This is a genomic window from Roseimaritima multifibrata (assembly GCF_007741495.1).
GTDB lineage: Bacteria > Planctomycetota > Planctomycetia > Pirellulales > Pirellulaceae > Roseimaritima > Roseimaritima multifibrata.
The window spans coordinates 743892-767254 of record NZ_CP036262.1; the positions used below are offsets into that span (position 1 = coordinate 743892).

The 23363-nt window shown below is 55.9% G+C and carries 25 protein-coding genes and 1 pseudogene; 3 read left to right on the forward strand and 23 right to left on the reverse strand.

The annotated features are described in order from the left end of the window. Nucleotides 1-36 precede the first annotated feature (36 nt). Both FF011L_RS02840 and FF011L_RS02845 read right to left on the reverse strand, forming a co-directional pair. Complete coding sequence (locus FF011L_RS02840; RefSeq protein ID WP_246109688.1) at nucleotides 37-855, reverse strand: polysaccharide deacetylase family protein; 819 nt, start codon at nucleotides 853-855, stop codon at nucleotides 37-39. Between the two features lie 4 nt (nucleotides 856-859). Then, nucleotides 860-1831: a DUF3500 domain-containing protein gene (locus FF011L_RS02845; RefSeq protein WP_246109689.1), complete on the reverse strand. Its 972-nt coding sequence runs from the start codon at nucleotides 1829-1831 to the stop codon at nucleotides 860-862. Nucleotides 1832-2380: 549 nt separating this feature from the next. On the opposite strand from FF011L_RS02845, the gene FF011L_RS02850 reads away from it, so the two are divergent. Further along, a complete protein-coding gene (locus FF011L_RS02850) occupies nucleotides 2381-3049 on the forward strand; it encodes a magnesium chelatase domain-containing protein (RefSeq protein ID WP_145350059.1) in 669 nt (222 codons plus the stop codon). A gap of 14 nt (nucleotides 3050-3063) precedes the next feature. Here FF011L_RS02850 and FF011L_RS02855 read toward each other — a convergent pair whose 3' ends face one another. The 7 genes from FF011L_RS02855 to FF011L_RS02885 all read right to left on the reverse strand — a co-directional run bounded on the left by FF011L_RS02855 (nucleotide 3064) and on the right by FF011L_RS02885 (nucleotide 10119). Further along, nucleotides 3064-3942 (reverse strand): hypothetical protein, encoded by an 879-nt coding sequence (locus tag FF011L_RS02855; protein ID WP_218932979.1) that lies wholly within the window; start codon nucleotides 3940-3942, stop codon nucleotides 3064-3066. A 71-nt stretch (nucleotides 3943-4013) separates the two neighbouring features. Further along, the gene (locus tag FF011L_RS02860; protein WP_145350061.1) at nucleotides 4014-5936 is read right to left on the reverse strand and encodes a recombinase family protein; all 1923 of its coding nucleotides are present in this window, start codon (nucleotides 5934-5936) and stop codon (nucleotides 4014-4016) included. Nucleotides 5937-6071: 135 nt separating this feature from the next. After that, on the reverse strand, nucleotides 6072-7073 hold the full coding sequence (locus FF011L_RS02865) for a hypothetical protein (RefSeq protein WP_145350062.1): 1002 nt from the start codon (nucleotides 7071-7073) through the stop codon (nucleotides 6072-6074). A gap of 20 nt (nucleotides 7074-7093) precedes the next feature. Continuing rightward, nucleotides 7094-7597 (reverse strand): hypothetical protein, encoded by a 504-nt coding sequence (locus tag FF011L_RS02870; RefSeq protein ID WP_145350063.1) that lies wholly within the window; start codon nucleotides 7595-7597, stop codon nucleotides 7094-7096. A 32-nt stretch (nucleotides 7598-7629) separates the two neighbouring features. Further along, nucleotides 7630-9033: a hypothetical protein gene (locus FF011L_RS02875; protein WP_145350064.1), complete on the reverse strand. Its 1404-nt coding sequence runs from the start codon at nucleotides 9031-9033 to the stop codon at nucleotides 7630-7632. Next, nucleotides 9030-9395: a hypothetical protein gene (locus FF011L_RS02880; RefSeq protein WP_145350065.1), complete on the reverse strand. Its 366-nt coding sequence runs from the start codon at nucleotides 9393-9395 to the stop codon at nucleotides 9030-9032. Before FF011L_RS02880 ends, FF011L_RS02875 begins: the two co-directional genes overlap by 4 nt. A gap of 133 nt (nucleotides 9396-9528) precedes the next feature. Beyond that, nucleotides 9529-10119, reverse strand: a complete 591-nt coding sequence (locus FF011L_RS02885) for a recombinase family protein (RefSeq protein ID WP_145350066.1) — start codon at nucleotides 10117-10119, stop codon at nucleotides 9529-9531. Between the two features lie 537 nt (nucleotides 10120-10656). Between FF011L_RS02885 and FF011L_RS02890 the strand changes: the two genes are divergently transcribed. Next, nucleotides 10657-11067: a hypothetical protein gene (locus FF011L_RS02890; protein ID WP_145350067.1), complete on the forward strand. Its 411-nt coding sequence runs from the start codon at nucleotides 10657-10659 to the stop codon at nucleotides 11065-11067. 229 nt (nucleotides 11068-11296) lie between these two features. Here the strand turns inward: FF011L_RS02890 and FF011L_RS02895 are convergent, their stop codons facing one another. The 3 genes from FF011L_RS02895 to FF011L_RS02905 form a co-directional block, all read right to left on the reverse strand. Further along, a complete protein-coding gene (locus tag FF011L_RS02895) occupies nucleotides 11297-11671 on the reverse strand; it encodes a hypothetical protein (RefSeq protein ID WP_145350068.1) in 375 nt (124 codons plus the stop codon). A gap of 99 nt (nucleotides 11672-11770) precedes the next feature. Continuing rightward, complete coding sequence (locus tag FF011L_RS02900) at nucleotides 11771-12211, reverse strand: hypothetical protein (protein ID WP_145350069.1); 441 nt, start codon at nucleotides 12209-12211, stop codon at nucleotides 11771-11773. A 274-nt stretch (nucleotides 12212-12485) separates the two neighbouring features. After that, nucleotides 12486-13199, reverse strand: coding sequence for a helix-turn-helix domain-containing protein (locus FF011L_RS02905; protein ID WP_145350070.1), 714 nt, complete (start codon nucleotides 13197-13199; stop codon nucleotides 12486-12488). A gap of 225 nt (nucleotides 13200-13424) precedes the next feature. Here FF011L_RS02905 and FF011L_RS02910 point away from each other — a divergent pair, with 225 nt between their 5' ends. Next, complete coding sequence (locus FF011L_RS02910) at nucleotides 13425-13904, forward strand: ATP-binding protein (RefSeq protein WP_246109690.1); 480 nt, start codon at nucleotides 13425-13427, stop codon at nucleotides 13902-13904. A gap of 409 nt (nucleotides 13905-14313) precedes the next feature. Here the strand turns inward: FF011L_RS02910 and FF011L_RS26720 are convergent. The 11 genes and pseudogenes from FF011L_RS26720 to FF011L_RS26150 all read right to left on the reverse strand — a co-directional run. After that, a pseudogene (locus FF011L_RS26720) lies at nucleotides 14314-15390 on the reverse strand (recombinase family protein); the annotation flags it as partial. Between the two features lie 781 nt (nucleotides 15391-16171). Beyond that, nucleotides 16172-16612, reverse strand: coding sequence for a hypothetical protein (locus FF011L_RS02920; RefSeq protein WP_145350072.1), 441 nt, complete (start codon nucleotides 16610-16612; stop codon nucleotides 16172-16174). Between the two features lie 30 nt (nucleotides 16613-16642). Further along, nucleotides 16643-17233 (reverse strand): hypothetical protein, encoded by a 591-nt coding sequence (locus tag FF011L_RS02925; RefSeq protein WP_145350073.1) that lies wholly within the window; start codon nucleotides 17231-17233, stop codon nucleotides 16643-16645. 686 nt (nucleotides 17234-17919) lie between these two features. Next, on the reverse strand, nucleotides 17920-18138 hold the full coding sequence (locus tag FF011L_RS02930; RefSeq protein WP_145350074.1) for a hypothetical protein: 219 nt from the start codon (nucleotides 18136-18138) through the stop codon (nucleotides 17920-17922). 88 nt (nucleotides 18139-18226) lie between these two features. After that, a complete protein-coding gene (locus FF011L_RS02935; protein ID WP_145350075.1) occupies nucleotides 18227-18934 on the reverse strand; it encodes a hypothetical protein in 708 nt (235 codons plus the stop codon). Beyond that, entirely contained in the window at nucleotides 18931-19476 is a 546-nt protein-coding gene (locus FF011L_RS02940) for a zinc metalloprotease (RefSeq protein ID WP_218932981.1), read from the reverse strand. The genes FF011L_RS02935 and FF011L_RS02940 overlap by 4 nt, the downstream gene beginning before the upstream one ends. Continuing rightward, nucleotides 19460-19870: a hypothetical protein gene (locus FF011L_RS02945; protein WP_145350077.1), complete on the reverse strand. Its 411-nt coding sequence runs from the start codon at nucleotides 19868-19870 to the stop codon at nucleotides 19460-19462. The genes FF011L_RS02940 and FF011L_RS02945 overlap by 17 nt, the downstream gene beginning before the upstream one ends. A gap of 773 nt (nucleotides 19871-20643) precedes the next feature. Then, on the reverse strand, nucleotides 20644-20853 hold the full coding sequence (locus FF011L_RS02950; protein WP_145350078.1) for a hypothetical protein: 210 nt from the start codon (nucleotides 20851-20853) through the stop codon (nucleotides 20644-20646). Between the two features lie 72 nt (nucleotides 20854-20925). Next, nucleotides 20926-22518: a YfjI family protein gene (locus tag FF011L_RS02955; protein WP_145350079.1), complete on the reverse strand. Its 1593-nt coding sequence runs from the start codon at nucleotides 22516-22518 to the stop codon at nucleotides 20926-20928. Beyond that, a complete protein-coding gene (locus FF011L_RS02960; RefSeq protein ID WP_145350080.1) occupies nucleotides 22506-22868 on the reverse strand; it encodes a hypothetical protein in 363 nt (120 codons plus the stop codon). The genes FF011L_RS02955 and FF011L_RS02960 overlap by 13 nt, the downstream gene beginning before the upstream one ends. A 270-nt stretch (nucleotides 22869-23138) precedes the next feature. Then, complete coding sequence (locus tag FF011L_RS26150; RefSeq protein ID WP_218932982.1) at nucleotides 23139-23306, reverse strand: hypothetical protein; 168 nt, start codon at nucleotides 23304-23306, stop codon at nucleotides 23139-23141. Between the last annotated feature and the right edge of the window lie 57 nt (nucleotides 23307-23363).

The window sequence follows — 23363 nt, forward strand, 5'->3', positions numbered from 1 at the left end:
GGTTGAAGCCGTGCAGAATTCGTATGTGGCGAACTTTCAAGGCAGTTCATCGAACGTGTAGAACCGTAATCCCCGTTCCTTGGCTTTGCTGAAGAGACGGGCGAGCGCTTCGGGAGTCACGAAATTGCCGGTGCCCGTTTCAGAAATGCCGTGCGCGTACAGCACGATGATCTCTCGATTCTTTGCGGCTCGTTCAAACGCTCCGTCTATCTGCGCGTACGTGCGATCGGGCTGCGATGGCGTGTGGTCGATGCCCTTGCCGTAAAGGCACCCACGTTCAGCGATTTCTGCTGCCGGGACAAAAAATGTGTTGTCTTCACTTAAGCGTTTGTCGGCAGCGATATTCTTGCCCGTTCGCAAGTGCCGAAACACTTTCAGCAGTGCCTCGTCCGTCGCGGCATTGTTGCGGCTCATCGGATATGCAAACGATACCGGAGCGACGTCTGCTGCCTTGAATTCTTTCAGCTGCGGATGGATTTCACGATGTAGAAAAGCTTCCGGCGAGGCCTCTTTGAAATACTCAACCGCTTTTAGATGATTGACACTGTGCGACCCGATCGCATGCCCGTGATCCCTCAGTTGTTGAATCGTGTCTCGGGCTCGGGCATCGATTGTACCGCTGATGAAGAACGTCGCTTTGACTCCATATTCGTCGAACAATGGCAACGCCTTGATCCAGTCCTTGAAGTTGCGGTCATCGAAGGTCATCACGACACCCCCTTCGGTTAACGTCTTTGGCGTACGCGAAAGACGTTGATTCGATGTCGGCGGCGCATCGTCGCCTGCATAGGCAGGCGTCGATAGAACGGCCACTACCAGAGCCCAAGCGAATCGATGCACCAGGATGTCCTTCAACGGTTTACGACTTCACGCCGATGTTGATATAAGCGTGAACGTGCGGGGCGCCGCGGAAATGCCAAACCAATGACGGGCCTTCGACTCGCCAAATATCCCAGACGCGGTCATCGTCGATGTCCTCTTCTTGATAGAAGGCCATGTGCAGCTGATCCATTCCTCCACTGCTTTTCAGGATCTCCATCACCTCATCCACGTCGTCTTCTCGATAGGGCGCCAGCAAGACCTTTAGAGTCGATTCGACCAGCTCTTTTTGGTCACTGGCAAGTTTGTTGACGGCGATCCCTGGAAAATGGCCGCTAGGTCCTTGCAGTTGCACGGCCGATTCTTTGGGAGCCTTCGTTTGCAGTGCCAGTTTGGCTTGATCGGCATCCAGAGCCTGGAAAACTTTATTCGTCTGCTGGGTTTGGTAATAGAAGAGGTTGTCAGACGGAACTTCTTCGCCATGCCCATAAACAATCGGGCCGCCGAAGGCCGCTTTGTCGACTCGGTTGCCGTCGGCTCGCATCGTGAGGTGCCGTCCGGTCATTTCAAATTGGAACTGGTCGGTGCCCGGTTCGCCAAACAAGGCGAAGCTGTAGTTTTCCATACCGGCGTCGTCTTCATCCATCTGTCGGATCAAACGTTGGTAACCATCTGCGGAAGTGATGTTGCGCACGATCTGGTCGATCAGCGTTCGCTGTTGCTTGGAGAAAAGATCGTCCCCAATGGTCGCTTTGGTGATGTGCCAGTTCGGATTGATTTTACGACGGTCGGCATGATCAAACGGTCGCCAGACGATTTCTTTCTGTTTATCTGAGAGCGAGCCGTACAGTTCTGCGACGAAGGTCTCGGCTGAGGTTTCAGGCGATCCTGCGGAATGAGCAAACCGAGCGTCGAAGAGGCCGACTGAGGCAACCCCCGCGGCGACGGTTCCACCAAGTTTAACAAAGTCTCGCCGAGCAACTCGCTGGCCATCGGGACGATTCATGTTCATCGTAAAGCTCATAGAGGGAGTGAGGGAGGATCATGGCGGGCACCGCCAAAAAGTAACGGTCGAATCACTCCAACTTACCAAATCCGCCAGCAGCACACACGATTTTGCAGATTTCGGGTCGACCGGAGGCTGCTGTTAGGTAGGAGGCCGCTATCGTAGGCCAGCGTCTGGATTGGGGAGCCGCAAGGAGGTTAGCCGGCCGACGCGGGTTTTGATGTTGCGCTTTTGGGAGTTGGCTACTTAGCTTCCGCCGGGCTTGTCCCGGTCTGGGGCAACACCTGGCAGCTACCCCCATGCCTCTTTGCGATTTGGGGCTGCGGAGAAGCGGCCATGGTCCGGGAAAGTTTTTAAGTTCACCGCCTTTGTGTTTCTCTTGGCATTTATGGCTAAAAAAACACATGCCTGGCCAGTGTTGCGTTTTAAAGCGATCGCAATAAGCAATGACAGAAAACGTGACCGATGGGTCTTCCTTTCCCCTCTTCTTGATTTAGGGGCTTGGGTCCGTCACATTAGGGGACTCTTCTTCGCTGCGCTACAGGGGCTGTTCGTATGCTGGCTAGACTTAAAACTTACACGTTGCTGGGGATCGAGGCGATTCCGGTGGATGTGGAGGTCGATCTCTCTCCGGCCGCATTGCCAAAAACGATCCTGGTCGGCTTGCCAGATGCCGCGGTCAAAGAAAGTGCTCATCGCGTGGAGCGGGCCTTGGTGAACAGCGGTTTTGTTCGGCCTCAGGATCGAGTGGTTATCAACCTTGCTCCGGGTGACTTGCAGAAACAAGCAGCTGGTTTTGATCTGCCGATATCCTTGGGCGTCCTGGCTGGCAGCGGGCAATTGCAATCGGATCTGTTTGATGACTATGCGGTGATCGGTGAGCTTGCACTGGAGGGTCACACGAGACCTGTCAAAGGAGCTTTGTCGGTCGCGATCGAAGCGGCGAAGCAGGCAGGGCTGCGAGGGTTGGTTGTCCCTACCGCAAACGCATCGGAAGCGGCGGTGGTAGAAGACATCGATGTGATTGCCGTCGACACACTGGCCCAAGCGGTCGGGTTCTTTTCGGGTGAATTGCCGCTCGATCCAACTCCAAGTCGAATCCAGCAGTTGTTCGCGGAACTCTCGCAGTACGATCTCGATTTCGGTGACGTCCGAGGCCAAGAGATGGGTAAGCGAGCCCTCACGCTAGCCGCCGCTGGAAGGCACAATTTATTGATGTTGTAGCCAGTTTGCCTTCGCTAGCGGAGGTCGTGTATCTTGTACCAGACGCCAACTGTCTGCAATAATGCTTTAATTTCTCCTACTGCAGTCGCCGACTCAGGCATAGAATGCCCCGCAACCTCAAAAATGTAAAAGTCTGCTTCATTCACTCGTCGTACATCAAAGACATTAGGGTGTTTCTTAAGGCGATTCATCAAGGCAAGCCGTTTTGTTTTGCTAACTTTCGTAAGATCAACTTCAAACTGACAATAGGGTTTGGTCGATGTCATTTCATCGTGTTCAATTGACATGCCTAATGCACTTGCAAGTGTGGCAGGCCGGTTTACCTTAGCGTCCGAAAGTTTCCGTATCATCTGTAGCATTTCATCGATTTTGTCTTCCTCAGTTCGTTCAGGTGGGCTGACTTCTTCGTCAGGCTTGCTTGGCACTGCCTTGATTTGCACTTCCAATTTTTTCCACCAAATTTCAAACGCGTCTCTTAGCCGCTCGGGTTCTAAACCGGTTCCGTCCGGCAGTTCATTATTTATCGTCTGCACTAGTGAAAGCGTATCTTCTCTCGTTGAGTTTGTGTGTTGAAATTGTCCTAGCGGCTGTGAAATATCTGACGGTTCTAATTCGTGCAGGTAGGTGCAAACGTATGCGGATGACAATTTCGACAATGCGCCTGCCTCAAATAAAATCCAGGGTGCATTCAAATTCTCCGGTGTTAAACAAATGATGCCCACGGCTGCCGTCTCAAGTTCTTTAGCTATCTGCACGTTGCCCCGCGCCCCCTTCAAAATGTCCTGGGATGATATAAACGGACTCACAGATTGGATTACGCTCGGCAACCAATCTCGTAGGGCCGTAGCAATATGTTTGCTCCGTGCTCCAGACCAACTAATAAAGATTTTCACTCTTGTTACTCCAGGTGGTGTGTGATTGTTCAACTATAGCACACCAATATCTGACAAATTACTGTATTTCTTCAATTGCTTCCTGCTTTAAACTCCTCCCAAAGACCATTCAGGTCCGGCAACGTCCGCTCCACCGACATGCCCTTGCCGTCCTCGCCCCGCAGCACAGCTTTGCCGGTCGCAAGGCTGCCAGGTGGCACCAGGTCCTGTCTCTCGCCCGTCCTAAACCGCACCCGGCAAAACCGGCCCTCCCGCGACATGCGACGGCCCAGGACGTACTGCGCAAACCCCTTGGCTTGCTTGCGTGGCTTCAAGTCCAGCTCGTCTATCAATTCACCAATCCTGTCCACCTCGTCCCAGTCTGTGGAGCGTCGCGCATGTTGGCGACGGGGGCCGCGTGGCCCGTCCGTTACCTCGCCAGGCACCATGCCGCCATGCAGGCCTTTGTCGTAGGCAGCGGCAAAGCCGACGGGATAGATGGTGATTGTGTCGACAAATTCCCTCAGGTGGGCGTTTAGTTTAGCCCGTACGTCAGTTGCGTCGTCTGGCGCAATTGCAGCCCGCAAGGTGGCAATGTCTGCCTGCCACCGCTTTAGCGTCGTGGCGGTAGCGGTCAGGCGGTCTAACGCTGCCTTGTCGGTCGCAATCTGCGTTTCTATGACCGATTGCTCCGTCTCTAGTGCCACGGCCCTTTCCTCGTATTTATCACGCATCGTCTGGGACGGCGTGCGGGCAATTTGTTCGACCAAATTGTCTAATTGCTGCTTGGACTCGCCAAGTTTTGCCTGTCCAGCACTGATTCGCTGCTGCAGTGCCTTTGACTCCGACGACTTGGCCTTGTTGTCTGGCAGCACGTCAGCAGGTCGCAGCAGGTGGCAGTTGTCCAGCACGCACGTCAGCACCTCGTCATAGCGGACGCTATGGTAAGGGCAGCCCAGTTGCCGCCGTGCCCCGTCACAAACCAGCCCAGGTTTGGACCGCTTGCCCTTGTCCGTGTAGTGCATGGCACGGCCGCAATAGCCGCAGACAACAAGGTGCCGTAGTACGTTGCTAAACCGTCCTGTCCGTCCACCTTTCCCACGATTAGTGTCAAGTTTCTTCTTGACCGCAAAGAAAAGCTCCTCGCTCACTACCGCTGGGTAATACCCCTTTATTGGTTCGCCGACCGGCTTGCGGGGGCCGTCTCGCTTCACATGCGGCTGGTACTCGCCAATCACTGCCCGGTTGTTAAGTATCTTTTTGATGTAGCTGCTGCGCCAGCCGTTCCCCTGCTTGCCTGCTGCCTGGTCTGCGCGACGTACGGGTGGTGGTGACCATGTCGCGGTTTTGTTCATCTGCCGTTCTATTTCACCATTGCCTAGCCCGTCTCGCTTCATCTCAAAAATGCGTTCAATGGTCTTCGCTGCCTCGGGGATTAATGCAAACCTCGTCCCGTTGTCCGCAGTTGTCAGCCAAGCGGGGGCGCGCGACGTGACCATTTTCCCAGTCTGCCTGGCGTCGTCAAACGCCCGGTTCCGCGACGCCTGGATCAGGTCTGACTTGCGTTTCGACTCCGCTTGTCCGCGCTGGATGCCAAACAGCAATTTTATCCATGCAATATCGTCCTTGTTGCCTGGCGCAAAAGTGTCCTCAGGTTCAATTGTTTGCAGCGTAATCCCGTTGTCCCATAACTTAAAGCAGATCTCCTTCAGCACCTTGTCTGTTTCCTCGCGGCTCAAGCGGTCAATATTCTCGACCAATAGGATGCTTCCCCGTGGCACTTTGCCCGCTTCGATGTCATGCAAGAAACGTCCTAAGTGCCCTTTTTTTCGGTGGGTTCCGCTGTAACCAGATAGCCCTCGGTCAGTTTGCGTTTCGTATAGTGTCAGCTTGTTTCGTGCTAGCCAGCTTGCAGCCAGCTGCTCCTGGCGTTTTTCGCTGCTGCCAAACTCCTGCTCTGGCGTGCTGAACCGTAAGTAGCTGTAGACGCGCGGCTTGGCCTTAGATGCTGCCATCAATGTCACCCTGTCAAAAAAGTGTCACCCGTTAAGAAGTAGAAGGGGGCGGCTGGCCTGTCCGGGTGACGGGCAGTAAACGGCCCCACGCGGGTAATTAGTCCGCGTGGTGCCGCCCCCAGGGCTACAGGCGTGTTAGCCTGTCTGCGTCCAGTCGATCGCTGCCATAACCAACGGTCCGTCGTCGCGGCTGTGCTGGGCTGCCTGCTGGCTGTTGTGGACTTGGCCAGCGTCGGCATGCCCGTAGCCCCAGTCTGGCAGCAGCAGCGGTGCCTCGTCCGACTGGCCGCGTACGTTGGCAACCACCTCGTCTAGCTCGCCTGCTGCGTCTGCATGCCCATCGGCTCGCATTGCATAGGCAGCCCCTTCCAGGTAGTCAGCAACCAGGGGCGTGCTGCTGCCCAGGTTGCCGTGTGGCTGCGGTTGCTGTTGCGGCCAGCTGCTTGGTGCGACAACGGGCATCGCGTCGTGGCTGGCCCCCTGGTGGCTGCTGCAGCCACAGCCGTTGTTGGTCGGTGGACCAAAATCCATCGTTGGCATCAGTAGCGGGCTTTCGTCGTAGTCCATTTCGCTTTCCTTGTTCATCTGTAAAAGGCCGCAACCGTCAACAACCGCACACGCGCCCTTGCCTGTTACCAGCAGGGCTAGGTGGTCGGGTCGAAAGTTGGTGGCCACTTTGGTAAAACCAGCGTTCCCCTGTCCGCCATAGTTGGCTGAGGGGGCTGGTACGTTGTCTGTAAACAGACCAGTGCTCACTTCCATAGGCTTGCCTTGCTCCAATGCCGTCAGTACCGACGGGGCAAGCTGCCGTAGTCGCTCAACCTCCAGCCAGGCCTCCGCACGCAACTTCCGGTGGTCCCAGTGGGCGTTTCGGATCATGCCCACGGTTTGGGACGTTCCTACCTCAGCAACCGCCACCGGCACGCCACCTATTGCTGGGTGGCCGACCGTCACTGGCACGCCGTTCCACTGCCCCGGTCGCTTGGCAAGTTCTTCCTTGGTGTAAAGCAGCGCGCCGCCGCTGCCCTTGTGGACGCCAGGCACCAACATTGCCACCGGGGCAACCAGGTAATCCTTGCCGCCTTCGGTCGCTTGACGGACGTATTGGTTGTGGACGTTGTGGGTGATGGTTTCCATCTGCTTGGCCTTGGGTTGGTTTAGACTTTGATGTTAGATAGTTCGGTCTTGTAGGCCTCTTCTGCGGCTGCCCGCTTTGCCTCTGCTTTGGCCTGTTCTGCTGCGTCGGCCCGCGTCATGCCTCTGGCTGCCAAGTCCGCGTCCTCTAGCGCCACCTCAGCAGCCGCAAGTGCCTTATTGCTCGCCCGCACCGCATCCCTGGCAGCGGTCAACCTGGCAATGTTGTCAGCTGGGTCAGGGTGCGTGCCTGGGTTGTGGGTAAGCGACTCCTTCAGGTCATCAAACGCTTGCGTCTGGCGCTTGACGGCCAGGCGGTGGTATTGGCAAATGTTGGCGTAGCGCTCGCGGTCGTCCTCGGGTGGCGGTTCCATTTGTCCAAATCCGTAACGCTCATATTCCCGCCTTGCCCCCGTCGCGTAATAAAGCCACGTTCCCCCGCCATCAACTGGTTTGCCATTTTCCTGTTCAAACCATTCGATTCGTGCCTGTGCTTGGGCCTGGGCTGGGTTTTGGTTTGGCAACATCTCATTTCACCTTTGGTTAATTGATCTTCGGTCTAAAACATCGCGCCGACTAGGCGTACTGGCTTACTGGTCACAGCGGCAACGCCTGCCACCACGTTTGCTAGGTCGTCGTGGCCGCCGCGTGGGTGGTCAATAATGTCTTTCCCGCCAGCACGCGTCCGGCGTTCCAGGCTGGCCAGTTGGTCCAGCAACTTCGCTTGGTCCAACAGCTCAACGCAACCACTGCAAAGCAGCGGCAGCAGCTCGGTGTAAAGACCTGACTTCGGCTGCTCGGCGCGTTTGTAGCGGATGCCGTTACGGGTAAAGGCGGACGACACAAACTCCGCAGCGTAATTGTCACCTGTGACGCGCCTGCAGCCGTAGCGGCGTAGGTCTACGGCCATTGCGTCAACGACTGCCGACGGGTTAAAGGGTGGAGACCAGCTGCGTGCATAATCAATCACCACGTTCTGCTGTTCTTTGTGGGCAATCGCTAAAGCGGCGTCATCACCACGCCCACCAGACATATCAACAAAGGCCGTGTATTTCGTGCCCTTTCTAGGCATCCGCTCACTGCAGCCCTCGATTACCAGTGGGTCTAGTACGGCCCTGGTAATGTAGTCCGCAACATCATCTCGCCATTCGCCTAAGTACTCGCTCCGTGCTGCGTGCTTATCCTCAGCAAGGGCCGTTACCACCACGTGCTCGGGCAGTGTCGGGTTCATCGTCCGGCTGCTTGCGTTCCATACCAACACCTGCCCCTTCGGGTTTGCATGGTGGCGGACGTACTGTTGCCAACACCACCCTTTGCGTGCGTATGGGCTGCTAATGCAGACCAGTTTGCCCCCGGTGGTTGCCAAGGCAGGCCGGATCGCTCGCATCAGCTCCGTATCCGTTCTGCTGCGTGTCTCGGCATCAGTGCCAAAAAAACAAGCCTCATCAACCACCGCAGCTAGTAGCGTGTACCCGCGTATCGTTCGGTAGTCGCCCGCCAAGATTTCGATGCGTGTGCCGCACCGCAAGGAGAAGCCGCTTTTTGTCTCCCTCTCCAGTTCCCGCTTAAACAGCGGCGTTTCAAATATCGCCCGGCAGTAGTCGCGCACGATGCGACCCTGGGCCATCGTCGGTGCCACCACCGGCACAACCCCACGTTCCCCGGGTGCCAGTCGCGTGTAGTGACCAGCCAGCACCGCCTCGTATGCCGCCACCGTGGCGGCTATGCGGGACTTGCCGCTACGTCGGCCTGTTAAAAACAGGGCCGCATCGAAGCCACCAGGCGGCAGCGTGTTGACGTTGCGCCCCGTGCAGTCGGCAACAATGTGGCGTGCGGTCCTGTTGACGACCGGCAGGCCGTACAGCGTCCGCAGGGCGGCCAGCCAAGGCTGCCAGCTGGCCAAGTCCGTACCGATAAAGCTGCCAAGCAGTTGCGGGTCTTTGATTGCCTCGATGATGTTCATGCTTGGCGCTCGGCAAGGTAGGTTTGCAAGTCGGTGGTGTCCTTAATGACGCGTTCCAGGCCCAGGGTTCGCAGCAGCCCCAGCAAGGCGTTCGACATTTGGGTATACACGCCGTGGTCAAAGGCCCCGGTCTCCGCTGCCGTGCATTCCATCGTTTCAAGTTGTACGCTCATAAACACAGCCCGCTGGCATAGTAACTCCTTCTGGTAGCTGTCGGCCCCGGTGTCGTCCGCCAGCGTCTGGTAACGGTGGCGTACCTCCTTCGCAATGCCCGTGCGACCATCAATCATTTCCCAAAAACGTGGGACGAAAGTGGCCGGGACAGCAATCTCTTTCAGTCGTTCCGGTCGGCGTTTGGCCATGGTGTCTTGGTGGTGTCGTGGTGTAACTGGGTGGCAGTTGGTCGGTAGTCGTAGTGTGACCAGGGGCGTTCTAGGCGAAGTCACGGGGGAAGGTCAAACCTCTCAGGACCTGATTCCGGGCATTTAGGCAAAACTATTTTGTAGCAGCCAAGTATCGGGCCACCGTGGCCCGTGACACGCCCATAGCAGCGGCCACCTCGTGCTGCGTTAGCCCTTTGTTGCTTAGCCGCCTGGCCTTGGTGGGGCTGGCTTTGCGGTGGCCTGGCTTGGTCCCCTTGTACTTACCTTGGGCCTTGGCAACCTGGATGCCCGCTGCCTGCCGTTCGCGTCGTAGCTCCTGCTCCATCTGCGCGACACCAAGCAGCACAGCTGCAATCATTTGTCCCACCGTGCCGCTAAAGTCCAGCTGCTGGCCGACGGACACTAACCGTATGCCTGCCTTGGCCCAGTCGGTGATGGTGTCTATGCCGTCACGCATGGACCGACTTAGCCTGTCCAGCTTGTAGACCACCACCGTGCCCACCGTGCCGCTAAACACGTCCTGCTGCAGCTGCTTAAAGCCGGGCCGGTCCAGGTGGTCGCCTGTGTCCTGGTCGACGTACCAGCGCACAGCGTCCGCGTGGTGGCCGTGGTTGTTTAGCCACTGTTGGACCACGGCGCGCTGGCCCGCTTCGTTTTGGCCTGTGGTCGATACGCGGATGTAGACTGCGATTAGTTTTGCCATTGCTCTTGTCCTCTGGGGCAGGTGTTTGTTCGCGACGTGACCAAACAGGGTACAGCTCAGATGCAACAAGAAGCTAGCCCTCCGGGGCCCTGGTATTTGCTAGGGTTTTGCAGGTCCTGGGCGTCTGGGTGCAGGGCGACCCTATTTGCTACCAGGGCAGGTGGTGGGCTGCTGTCGGTGGCAGGCATTTGCGGGTAGGGGCAAAAACCGCATCAAGGGCGGGGGCTGTTCCTCGGGCCCCTCTGGGCCCCTGTGTTGCTTGTCGCCTGTTACCCGTGACGGGATGTGGGTGGTGCTAGGGGTTACCAGCTACGCATTGGCGGGTGTGCTACGTGGTGGCAGTTGGATTTGTTGCCGCCTATTCATCGCGTGTTGTGCGCTGCTAGCTACGCGTTGGTGGTGGTGCCTGTTACTGGTGGCGCGTGTGCAGTCATTGCGGGGCAAGTTCCAATCGGTGATAATCCGCTGCAACCGTTATCGCCCGTTATCCCTGCGGCGGTGGGGACAGTTACCATTTATGCCAACGAAGGAACTTGAATGACAAACCCGGCCAGAGCGTCAACACAATACGGTGATTGCGCTGGAACGATTTGTGTGGATGGATTCAACGGACTTACTATCTTCGATCTAATCGAATCCTCGGCAGCACCAAAGGGCTACTGGCCGGTCGGACTTCGCATTTATGGATGGGGGACCGAAGGACGTGATAGGGATGGCCAACCACCGAAGCTTTCCGCAAAAGTACTCTGCGTTGACACAGACCAGGTCGGGACTGGCCCCGACAAAATCCTTAATTATTGTCGCAATAACCCGGAGCTTCATACGTTTGAATTCGACGCAGAGATTGACATTCTTAAACTCCTGTCGCAGCTAAAGCGATTGGACATCGTCCTGTTGTCCAGGGTTGTTGAGGATGCTGAAGTCAGGATCCAGCCGGTTCAAGATTAACAGCGACGCGCACCGCTACCGGCTACGCGTTGCAGGCTGTGTACCGGCAACCACGGCCGGGCTGCCGGCCGGCGGTCTAGCTATAGCCCTGTCTCGTTGCGCTCGACGCCGTCTCGCGGCCGTTCGGGGCTGCCCTGGTGTCATCAGACCCTCGGGCTGCTTGGTGGCGTCCTGGGGCCAATAAAAAAACCGCGGCGGTGGTGGTCCGTTGCGGGGCGTGGTGGTGGCATTATGCGTTGTTAAAAAAGTCCGCAAACCGGGCTTGGTTGTCACCGTAGGCCAACCGCTCCAACCAACGGGCCCTGGTGTTGGCGTACTGGACCCGGTCAATGTCAAATTCCAACGCAGGCCCAATACCGCCCACGTAGTCGTCTCCCAGGTACATCAATAGGTAGTCGCCCTTGGCTGTCGCCTTGGTGTAGCGGGTGTGGTGGATGTGTCCCTGGTGCTCTGGGAACATTGGACACCACCGCAGGCTAGGGCCGTCGCCGTCGTCAGGTAGCCATTTTGCAGCGGCAAGCCAAAAGTCCCCGCTGACAGGCCGCAGCAGGCCCAGCACCGCGCCACCGTCTAGCAGCTTTGTTAGTAGTTCATCCGTATTCATTTGTTCTAGATTCCAATTGGTTGCAAGGTTGGCAAAAGTAAAAGCCCGCCCCGGTAGGTCCGGCGCGGGCTTGGTCGTGGTGTCGGTTGGTGGCGGCGGTTACGCGATGGCGTCGGCAGCCAGGCCCAAAAAGCCACGGGCAGCGTGGTGGGCGTTCTTTAAGCAAAACTTCGACTCCACCGGGTTTGGCTTCCCGTAGGCCGCATCCAGCTCCGCAACCATTGCGTCTGTAACGCCTGCCGCTAACCCGTGCTTGGCAACGACGACGCCCGCAAGGTAGGGCCGCGTCCGCATAGGTCGGACGCCGGGCAGGCTGGGTGGCCCTTCGTTGGGTGGTGTCTGCCTAGGTGCGGGGGCGGTGGTGTCGTCGGTCGTTGCGGCTACCTTGGGGTTTTTGCCAGCCTTGTCCTTGGCGGTGTAAAAGGCCTTGGCCGCGTGGGCGTCGTCAAAGGTTTTAGTACGTCGCTGCCCTTTGCTTCCCCAGTCGTAGCTCACGCTCACGGTGGGGTCTGGTGTCGCTAGTGGTTTCTTCTTTCCCATCAGTCTTGGTCCTTGGCAGGTGGTTTAACCTGGGCAGCTGGGTTGCTGTCCACTGCATTGACTCTAGACAGCATCTGGTGCGGGAGCAACTCGATGAACCGGAGCAGGCGGCTGGTTTCTGGGATAAAGTTTTTGGGGGCGTGCGGCTGGTAAGGACGGGGCATGTGGCTAAGTAGCCAGGGCAGCCAGGGCAGCCAGGGCAGCCAGGACACTAGGGGTTTACACAATGCGCCCAACGTGCGGCTATTGGCGTTTCGCGTTGCAATTTACTGCACTAATTGTGCTGGTGGCCCTCGGCGATAGGTGAAAATGGCGCACCCCAGCGACGGACCGTCGACTCTGGCTTTCCTAGCACCCTCGCAATTTGCCGGTTACCCATTCCAGCCAATCGCATCCACCTTACCTTTGGCTCTGCCTCCAGTCGCTCACGTTTCTTGCTTCCTGGTTTCGATTTGCGTGGCCGCCCGCCGCTACCACCTTTCGCGGCTTGCCCAATTTGTGACAAATGGCGATTCTCTTCTTTTGCGCTAGCACGCGGCTCAAGGTGTGTGACCAGCGTGACGCCATCAGCTATGTGCATTAGACCCGCTAAAGTGTCTTCATCAGCTTGGACGTGCTGGCAGGTACGCGCGCCAAAGCCAGGCTGGCGTACAAACCGGTTTGGTGTGACAGCCAGTAACACAGCGTCATGGTGCTTTGCCAGTGCAACCGACGAGCGTAACGACGACAGGTCCACGCCGCTGCCAATGCGTTTGTCTACGGCAACAACCTTGCCGCCCACCGTAGTGACTTGTGCGCGCAGATAGGTTTCGTGGTCGTCCAGGTGGCTCTTCTGTCCAGCGGTGCTGACCCGCAAACGCAATACAACCTGCATGCCGGGTTGGATAAAAGTAAACGGTTTAATCGGCGTGCTAGCAGCCCTCGCCAGTAGAGCACGCTGGCGTCGTGCAGGGTTGCGGCGTCCGCGTTTCGGTTTGATTGTATTCATAAATTCCCAATGTGTTGCGACTTGGGCAGCCCCGGCCGTCCGGCGCATTGGGACACGCGGACGGCCGGGGCAAGGTGGGGGATCAGTCCCACAAACCCATAGTCGGTCAGTATTAGCTATCGTCGGTAATTGTCAATTCAATGGGGGCATGACTGGGGCCAAAGCCGGTGCAGGCAAACTGGCGACAACCTGCTGATGATCGGGCCGCCAGGGAGCGGAAAAACGATGTTGGCGAAGCGATTGCCGACGGTTCTGCCGGAATTGGTAGCCGGTGAGTCGATCGAAACGACTCGAATCTATAGTGCGATTGGGCAGTTGCCCGCCGGTCAGCCGTTGCTTGCCAGACGGCCCTTCCGCAGCCCTCATCATACGATCAGTGATGCCGGCTTGGTCGGCGGAGGCAGTCCACCATCGCCGGGAGAAATATCGAAAGCGCACAACGGGATCCTTTTCTTGGATGAACTACCCGAATTTAACCGCAAGACGTTGGAGGTGATGCGTCAGCCTTTAGAGGATGGAGTCGTTACGATCAGTCGAGCGCTTCGAAGCACGACGTTCCCAAAGGACTTGCCAACTCTTGCGATACAGGAACCGCCCACGCTGGGAACGATTCGGCACGGAAGTAAATCACCCCGCCCCGTAGCTTGTGCGACGACCGCTTGCCGCATGGAACCCGCTCGATGTCAACGTCAACCCGCTCGATAAACTGCCCTAGCATCTCGGCCAATACAGGGGGATCGTATTCGGTGCCCACGATGGCCTCCAGTCGATCAAGCCAACGGATAGCGGAATCAATGCGTTCCTCTGCCCGTGCAATCTGCTCTGCGGCTGGGGCGGTTGTTTTTGCCAGTCGGTCGGTCAGCGTGTCGCGTTCGTCTTGGATCGTCCTAACCCGCTTCTCGACCAATGGTCGCAAGTCTTCGGACGTCGATAACATCGCGTTGACTGCCTGCTCAAGCTCGCCCTCTGTCTCTGCCAGTCTTTGCCGGTCGGCTGCGCGGTTGCGCTCAATGTCCCCGCTGCCTTCTAGCAAGATTTCCCGCATCTGGTCTTTGATGGCTTCACGCTCAGCGGAGCCGAAAAACTTATCAATGAACTCGGTACGGATCGCTTTAAGGATTTCCCCTAAAACCAAATCCTCCTTAACGGTTCGCCGCTCGCATGTCCCCCGACTGTTCTGGTAGTCGATGCAGATATAGCGTTTCACATTCTCGCCCTTGGCAGACGTACCGCAAAGACGCGAGCCGCAATTCTTGCAAAACAGCAACCCGGTCAGTGCGTAACGGTTTTTCGACTTCGGGCCGGTCATGTTCTTGTTCTTGGCTTTGCGTTGATGGCATCGGTCGAATAACTCTTGGCTTACCAATGGCTCGTGACAATTCGTGATAACCGACCACTCGCTTTCCGGTCGGTTGATGCGGTCCCCACTAGGGGAGCCGTACGGCAGATACTTCGATGCGGTCGACTTTCCGTAGGCGAGATGTCCCCGGTAAACAACATTGTTCACGGTGTGCCGTATGGACTGCTGCTGCCAGTTGTTCCCCCGTCGCGTCTTGACTCCCTGCGATGTCAACCACGCCGCGATTTCACGATAGGATTTCCCTGCCGCGTATTGCTCGAAAATGGCCTTCAATATTCGGACTTCCGATGGCTTGGCGGGAATCAGCTTGCCGGTCTCGCTGTCGACTTCATAGCCAAACGGAGCAAAGCCACGGGTCCAGCGTCCCAGTTTCTCAACTCGGTCTTGTCCACGGCGGACGTTTGCGGATAAGTCGCGTAGATACTGCGCCTTGCCCATCTGGCTTGCCATGTAGCCAAGTTGCCCCGTCAACGTCGTCCAGTCGATGGCCCCGGCGGTGGTTGTGACAAGGCTAACTCCTGCGCTGCGTAGCGGCTCGATCCACTTACCGGCTTCAATAAGATCGAACCGGCCGAACCTGTCTTGGTCCCAGCATAGGATAGCTTCAAACTTTCGCGTTGAACCGTCCGCAATCATGCGACGGAAACCGGCCCGCTTCTCGGTATTATTGCCACTTACCCCCAAGTCCTCGTAAGTCGCAACGATTTCATAACCATGCTCGATGGCAAGTTTCGCGATTGCTTCACGCTGCTGCTCTGGGCTCGTTTCCTGCTTGTCCGTTGACATGCGGACGTAAGACGCTGCCGGTGTTTGCTTCGGCTTTGCGACCATGCGACACTCACTTTCTCGGTAGTGGTGATTGATTCTCGAAAATTAAATAGGGCAACCAGTCGAGAAACTGGCTTTCGGCATGGGTAATTAGTCCGCGCCTAGCCCAGCTTTAGTTATCGCTAAGCCGGGCGTAAAAAGCAAGTAAAGCAACCGCCTGTCTAGGCACTAGCGGAGCCAGTGTCAACTTCTCAGGCCGATGAAAACAACGGGAGTCGCACAGAAGGGGCATCGGGACCATAAAAAAAGCCAAGCTTTCGAAAGCTTGGCTTTGGATCGAACGTGACTGCAACCAAAAAGGCTGTAGTTAAAGTGTGCGCACATTTGATTGCCCTTGACCGCGTCTCAATCGTCGCACGTGATGTTCAGCATGGCGTAGATAATCCGTCGTCAGAGAGCGTCCCCCCAACGACGAACTACCTCTGAGCAATCCAAAAGTGCGTACGCCCTCACCCGCTTCGATTTGTTGGATGCAGGGTCCGGGGTGACGTTGAGATGGGCTTTAATCCCATCTTCCTCAACGAACCTTGCTTGAAAGCCGCTATTTTTAACATCTTGATAAAGCAGCCTTATTATCCCATATGGCTGCGGCCCCCACTTTTTGCTCGCATACTCAAGTGCTGCATCCGCATCGTGTTTACGCTCCAAGAAAGCAGAGAACGGATTTTTCTTGTAGTAGTTGGAGGCAGCATTATTTCGATCCTTAGACCAAAAGTTGGAATTGGTAACTATCCAAATCAGATGATCTTTAAGATCAGGCTCCTCTCCCTGGACGCACACTCAGTCACCGCCCCGTTACCCAAGAAATTAGCGAATTCACCTTCTGGTCATCTTCAATCGTAATCTCGCCTTCAACAGGCTCAGCCCCATTTCGATCCCAGCAAATATAAACCGGCTGGCCGTTAGCTATGTCGAATTCAATCTCAAGGCTTCGGTCGTCAACGTGCCACTCGAGCTGGACGCCCCCGTCAGAGGTTGGATTCGCTTTTGGCACGGGATAGCTCACAGAGCGTCGGCAAAACATCTTAGCGTAGCTAATGCAGTCACTATTCACTGCGGAAGCGCCCTGGCCATCCCAGTTTTCATCCATTGCCTGGATTTCATCTAGCCGCCTTGCAAGCTCTTCTTCTGCGCATTGGTCATAAAAGCTACCGCCCGACAACCAATTTGGTTCAGCCGCTTGCGGGGCAGTCTGGGTAATTCTTTCGGTGGTTGTTTCTGGCATATATGTGGTCCCTTTGTTTCTGCACTTTCTCTATTTAAACTCAAGAGTCCAAGCTTCTTCGAGAAGTGTCCTTAATTCTAAAACTGCGTTCGGAAAATACTCTGCAGCATCGGCAAGCATTCTTGCGTCCGTGCCTAGCACTTCGCGATTTCCAGTCGCTTTAGTCATTCTATCAAACTGTTCCAAGCCAATTGTCTGGCTTATCCCTTCACCAACTTCGAATTTAAGTCCGATTGTTCTTTTTGCGACTTTCTTCCCCCCCACATCAGAAGGAAGTTTTCTTAAAGGAGGGATACTGCCTTCAGCAATAGTGCTTTGATAGCCCACGTTTGCGCCCATCGCAAAAACAGGCGTCTCCGGGAGTGTACGCAAAATCTTCGCAAGCACGTTACCGCAGTTAAAATCTGAATCATGAGTGGAAACCTCGATCCGATGAGGTTCGAGCGTCAACCACGCCCCCCCCAAGTTTACTCGGAAGCCGGGGCGAGCAAGCGCAAATTCAATGTTCCCTGGCTCTTTCTTTGCAACGCCACACCGCACTATCCAAGGAGGAGTGAAAATGTGAATATTGAAAGTGCCGATAGCCACCGCATTCGCAGAATCAAAGACGAACGGGTTCACGATCTTGCCAAGCTTTGTGATTGGGGATGGAAACTAGTGTGGGTATCCCGGAATAGGATAGACCATGTTCATGCCAACGGGTTCACTCTGCGAATTTTTGCAAATGTTACGAAAAATGCAAGGCAGCGCCAATCGGATTCCGCTGGGAGGTGCAACCGGATAAGTGTCGCTTGTGTGGGAACTACCCTCTGGTTATCGGCGTAGTTCCTACCGAAGTTCTTGCTAAAACAGTCATTCATTCTACTTAAAGCAAAAAGCAGTGACGGTTCTGTCATAAATGAGTTACTTTTACTGGCATATTGGTAAAGTTTCCCCTAGTCGGAGGAACTCTCAATCTAGTTACCATCCAGCCAAATGCCAGAAACTTGCCCCGGTATCTTGCTCGACACTGAGTTCGTTTGAGTCTGCTTAGAATCTCTTTTGTCTCACAGGCTTTTCTATCTCGACTGTTTTTTTGGCAGGCAGCTAGCAAATTGGCGACGCTCGGGATTTTCAATAGTCATGCTCGACTCAGTTCCCGACAGCCAGCGACTTGTGTGGAGCGGACTTAAGTGACCCTGAACCAACGTGAAGGGCAATGAAAAAACAGCCGATCCAAAACGATAGCCAGGGGGCAGGCTGACCTACGAATCAAAACCGGCTGCATTATCCAGTCTAACGGGGGGATGGATGCGAATGCAAACCTATTAATCGCAATCGTCTGTATCGGTGTCGACAACGGGAACGGCAACCGGGGCTGCATACGATACGCGAGAACCGCCGCACCATCGCCTAGCACGCTCCGACTCGGTCCAGGTCGCCCTAATAGCTGCGGCTCGTTCTGCGATCTCCTCGGGCGTCGGAACTTTCGCCGGGGTGAAATCGCGGCGGTGCCCCTTCTGCTCGGTCGATGATTCGCTTGCCAACTTGAATACCAGCCTTGCGGAAATAAGAAAAGGCAACCGGCCCGCCGCCCCAAGGGGATTAGCACGACGGACCAGCCACCGGGTAGGATCACTCTGCCAACGCCTTAGCCTGGATGGCCTCATCGTTCTTCGTGAGTCTCTGGATTTCAGCTTGGCATGCGGCATGGACGAATTGCCAGTCTCCGAGCTTCACCGTCGCGATCGATTTATCTTCGGCGGCTGGAATCCTGCGGCGAATGTGATCCTCTGCAAGCGATAGATTGTGTGCGTTTATATCGACGCACCGCTTTGCTTCTGCTAGAGCGATTTGCGCTGCCTTCATTTGCAGCGAATTTAATAGCCGTGCTTGCCGCGTCTTAGCGGAAGCTAGGTCAACCAACTTGCTCTTGTCGGCGGCGGTCAACGCAACCGCCATCGTGATTGCTGAGATCTGCTTTGCTATTGGCCGCTTGGAACGCTTGTTGGCTTCGCAACGGATTTCAAGTTGTGTGTTCAAGTCCGCCAACGCCTGCAAAATCTCGCCTCTCCGCTGCATCGCCTTACTTGTCGATGTCTTGCCAATCAGCAATGCGTCAACGTGCTGTTCGTCCAGCTTGTCCAGTTCGCTTTGCAATTCATCAGCGGCGGCGGAATGCTCGGCGGCGGCTGCGTCGCTGTCTGCATCAAGCCTCTTGGCAATATCTTCAAGTTCGCGAAGTCGTTCCTTCTTAACCTCGGTTTCGGCAAGTTTTCGCTTTAGCTCCTGGCGATGTGCTTCGCGACGTTCTTCGTCGATTGTGTATAGATTGGCGTTCATTCTTGTCCTCTCATTAGTTGTTTGATTTCGTCGCCCGTGACTCTTCCATGAATAAATAGACGCTTTGCAATCCGAACGATTGCGGCTTCGTGATCCCGAACGATTTCAGCAGCAACTCGGCGGGCAAGTTTGATTCGCCGTTCCCATTGCTCTGGGTACTGTTCCACGCCACCGATAGCCCATTCTGCTAGCGATCGGTCGTCGCTTTTTGCCGTGCGCAACCCGCCTTCCACGTCAGCGAAACCACACGACCAGACGAAACTCCGGTCTGTGCCCTCGGGAAATTCGGCGGTTGCGATGTCCTGATAGCTCGCCTGCGGTGTGTCGGGCGCTTCGTGATCTGCTGCCAACGACTCCGCTGCTGGTCCTGCGGCAACCATGAAGGCGTGAGAATCCGGCGACAACTCATCGACGTGAGCCAAGCCGCCATCCGCTACTAGCAAGATTCCACCGACGCGACCGCCAAGGATAATCCCCGCTGTTCCATGCCCAGACTCGTGGAGGCAGATGGTGAATCGTTCGTCACTACGGTTGATAGTCATAATCGCAATCGTCCTCCCAAGGTTTGTTTTGTTCGCGCTCGGCGGCGGCTGCGGCGGTGTCATTCATCCTGTTAAAGAATGCGTCCCAATCGAACTCCTCTTCTGGCTCGACGGGGGCAAACTGCGATTCGCGATTCCGTAGATACTCGATGCCTTGGGCCGTAAGTGGCTCGCCGCCCATACCGATGTCTGCCTTGATTTTGGCCTTTGCGGGTGCGTGAATCTCAACCGTCCCGCTTCCGCCTTGAACGTGCTTGATTGGCGGGTAGTGGCCGTTGACCGCCTTAAACTGCTCGGGGGACTGCAAGGTTGATGTCCCGTTAAGCTTCTCGGGCGGCTGTGCCTGGGCGTCTCCGGTGATTCCGCGAATCTTGTTTTTCAGTCGTTGAAACATCTGTCTTCCTTTCGTGTTTGAAACTCGGGTGTAATATAGTGACCGCGCTACCTGTTCCTGCCAAATCCTGGCAAAGCATCCTCTGGCGGCTCGATCGAAGCTATAAATCTGCCACTGCATGACCTGCAGACGCATCTGCGTGTAACGCTCCCATCACCTTCGGCTTGCGAGCGAATGATAATCGGCTTGGTCGTCAAGCAGTTTGGGCAAGCGACCGCTTGCACGAACACGATTGGACATTCCGACCAACCTGGCGTTGTGTTGTTTTTCATCGTGTTGCCTTAGCGGTTGATGGATTCGCGAAGTAGATCGTCGATGTACTTTTGGGATCGCCACGGACCAAGCGTTAAAAGCCAACGAGTAATTCGCTTGTAGCAGTAGCTCCCGTCGCTGCCCGGCATACCCTTTCGGATCCAATCGGATACGGTGCTGCGCTCGACTCCAAACGCCCTTGCAACATCGGCTTGTGTGCTCAGGCGAAACCTGTCGTCTGTGGAGCCCTCAGCGGTCGCCTGTCGCGTCGTGGCGGGCTTCGGGCGTTCGGTCTTTGGTGATGCCTTGCGCGCCGTCCTGGGGGCGGTGCGGGGCTTGTTTGGCTTGGCTGTCATGTTGTTGTGTTGGTCCGGATCAAATAGCTGGTGTGTAAAAGTATTGGAGTGGGTAGGTTGGCACCTGCGTAAATAGCTTTTTCCTAGGACCCGCATGTGGGGGATAGGTACGGCATGGACTAGCCTCCTGTCGCCCTGCCTAACGCATTGTCTGCCGTCCGCGACTCAGTTGTCGCCGCCACTCCGTTGCGTGCGTGTGCGTGGCTGTGCGTCGCTGCTCGGTTCTGTCTTAGGCGTGGTCTCGATGTTAATGCAGGTCAAGTGGTAGCCTCGAAGCGCTGCCTTCAGCCATCTGCGAAGTCCTCTCAAAGTCTTCTTGTGATCGGCCCCCTGTTCTGGCCTCAAGTGAATGATGTAAGTGATTCTGTCGTCCATGGGTCTGTCCTTTTTCCTGTGTTCTTTATGTCAACGTCTACACAACCTCTTAAATCCCTGGTTTTTTGGGGGTTATGTAGACGTAGACGCCTGACCGACTCGTAAAACTCGCTTTGGTGCTCCGCCTTGTTCGCCCGGCTCGTAGGTATGCCATGCCGCTATCCTCGCCCGCACCATTTGGGTTCCGATCTCATTCGCTGCGTCAGTGTTCACAATTGAACGCTGTCCTTGAACCAGTTCTCGCATGGTGCATTCCCCGTTCTTGGTGCGAGTGATCCAGTCGGCCAGCGCTCGGAGCTCCCTGGTTGCATCGTCGTCGTCGATCGTGGCGTATAGACGCGACGCTTCGAATTTGAACCATTCCACCAACCCGATAGCGTCCTGCATCGTCGAAGCGTCTACCGCAACCTCGATGTCATCGCCAGCGTTTACCTGTTTGACGATATGAATCAACAGCGCCAGTCGTGGAACGTATCCCAGCAGTTTCGACCATGCGGCTGCAGAGTCTCCGGTAAGCTCCGATTGCTCTTGATGGTGGTAATTGAAGAACGTGATGAACTCTCGCTTTGCAGTCGCATCCAAGCCGATGTAATGCGGTTCCGATACGCCGTCTGCAAACTGGATCCCTTGCAACGAAAGGAACAAACGGTCAACCGCCTGCTGTGTCGACTCGCTGACTTCTTCGTCCGTCCAGAACTGCGACTTTCTTGGCGGGGAAGCGATAAGAAAACGACTTGCCATCCCTGACGCGCGATGTTCTCGCCCCATCGCTTTCGCCAAGACGGACGGCTGAATCCCGCCGGTGATCGAAACCAAAGCCGTCTCGACAAACGTCGGTCGTGTTCCCTCGCCCTTTCGGTCAACGGTCATCGACTCGCCGTCGAACATGCTCAACCAGTGCGCTTCGTCCGCACCCTGCGACGACTTGTAAGCGTTGAATCCTCCAAGCCATCCTGACAGTTCATCCCGCTGCAACAGTAGCCCTCTCGGGTTCTGCTGTAACAACGGTGCAAGTGCCTCGACGGTCGTATCGCTTACCACCACTCGCTCCGGCTGCGGATATTCCGGCTGCTCTGGTGGCGGTTCGCTCGACTTTGAACGCTTGTGTTCCTTGATAGCTGCGTCGTACTGCTGTTTCTCTTGTTCGTAGCCATCCAACGCGACCGAATGTTCGTCAAGCATCGCCTTTTGTTGTCGCTGAATCGGTCCCTTCGCGACCTTGAACGCCGGGGACTTTGCGGTCCCGCTCTCACCGACAATCATGGTCCAGATACAGGCAGGAGGCGTCCAACCTTTTTTGACTACGATTCTCGCTGTGTTGCCGATCGTCGCGCCGACACAGCTTAGAAGCGGCAGTGCAACGAAAGACTCATCGCAACCGATCGCCTTTGCCCCCTCGGTCACCAATTCACGCAAGGGGCTCGGCAGCTTGTGGGCCGGGAAAAGCTGGTAAGCGTCTCGCTGCACGGCAGGCTCCGGTTCAGGTTCATCAAAGGAACCATCGCGAAGGTACCGCTTGATAGGTTCGGCATGCGGCTTTAGCTTTCGGTGCCAATCTTCCGCTATGCTGCCACCCAGCTTCAATGCTTTACCATCCAACTCGAACGTCACTCCGTCCGCCTCTGCCGCGTTCATTGCAGCCATCGCTTTCCTTATAGCGTCCATGTGGGAGCCTCCTGCGTCATCGAATTAGCGGCTCGCAGCATCGACAGGTTTATCTGTCGGACGGCAAGGTCTGCTGGACGGATCTCTTCGACAGTCCCGGTCTTTCGCAGCATGCCGGGGAAATAGATGTCCCTGTATGGCATTGGCAGAGAGAGCTCTAGAAAGTCCTCGGCAGTGATCTCGCCAGCGACATTAGATGTGGCGGTCATGTTGGCGATGTGAACGTCGATGTTCTCGCCGAAAACCTCGATGTATCTATCGGCATGGGTGACAATCAAAACTTTTTGTCGTTGCTGACGTTTGGGTGCAAGCCAATTTTTCGGCTTGCCTGCCTGCGTTCGATCGTCCATAATCTCTGTGTTCCTTGTCTGTCTGACTTGTGAAAAATGATGCCGGTTGTCGTCGGCTGAAAACTCGAAAGCGTCCTCAGTTACTAGCTGCAGGGCGTTTTTCGTTGTGCGGCTGTCGCAAGGCTTGGCCCTCTCGCGGCTGCTTCGGTCAGTAGCCTGCGGATGCTCTCCGCTGTGGTAGGCGATGTCATTTACTCACCTCCGTCTCTTGCGGAAGTGACAGCAACAACACCGCGATTGCTCGGGCCTGTTCTTTGGTGATGGCTCCGCTCATTTCGGTCCCCCGTTTGGCTTGGTCGGCCTAGTGAACCGAATAACGATGCCAAACTGCTTTTCAAGCAGCCGCTTTGTCGATTCAAGCAGCGGCTTATCGCCAGCGACATGGGCAGCGTTCGCCACAGCAACTAGCGAACTTGGTGAAGTGTTTCCTTGTGACATTGCAACCTCCTATTGGTTACTAATGCACCGAACCGGACATGCAACCGGACATGTCCG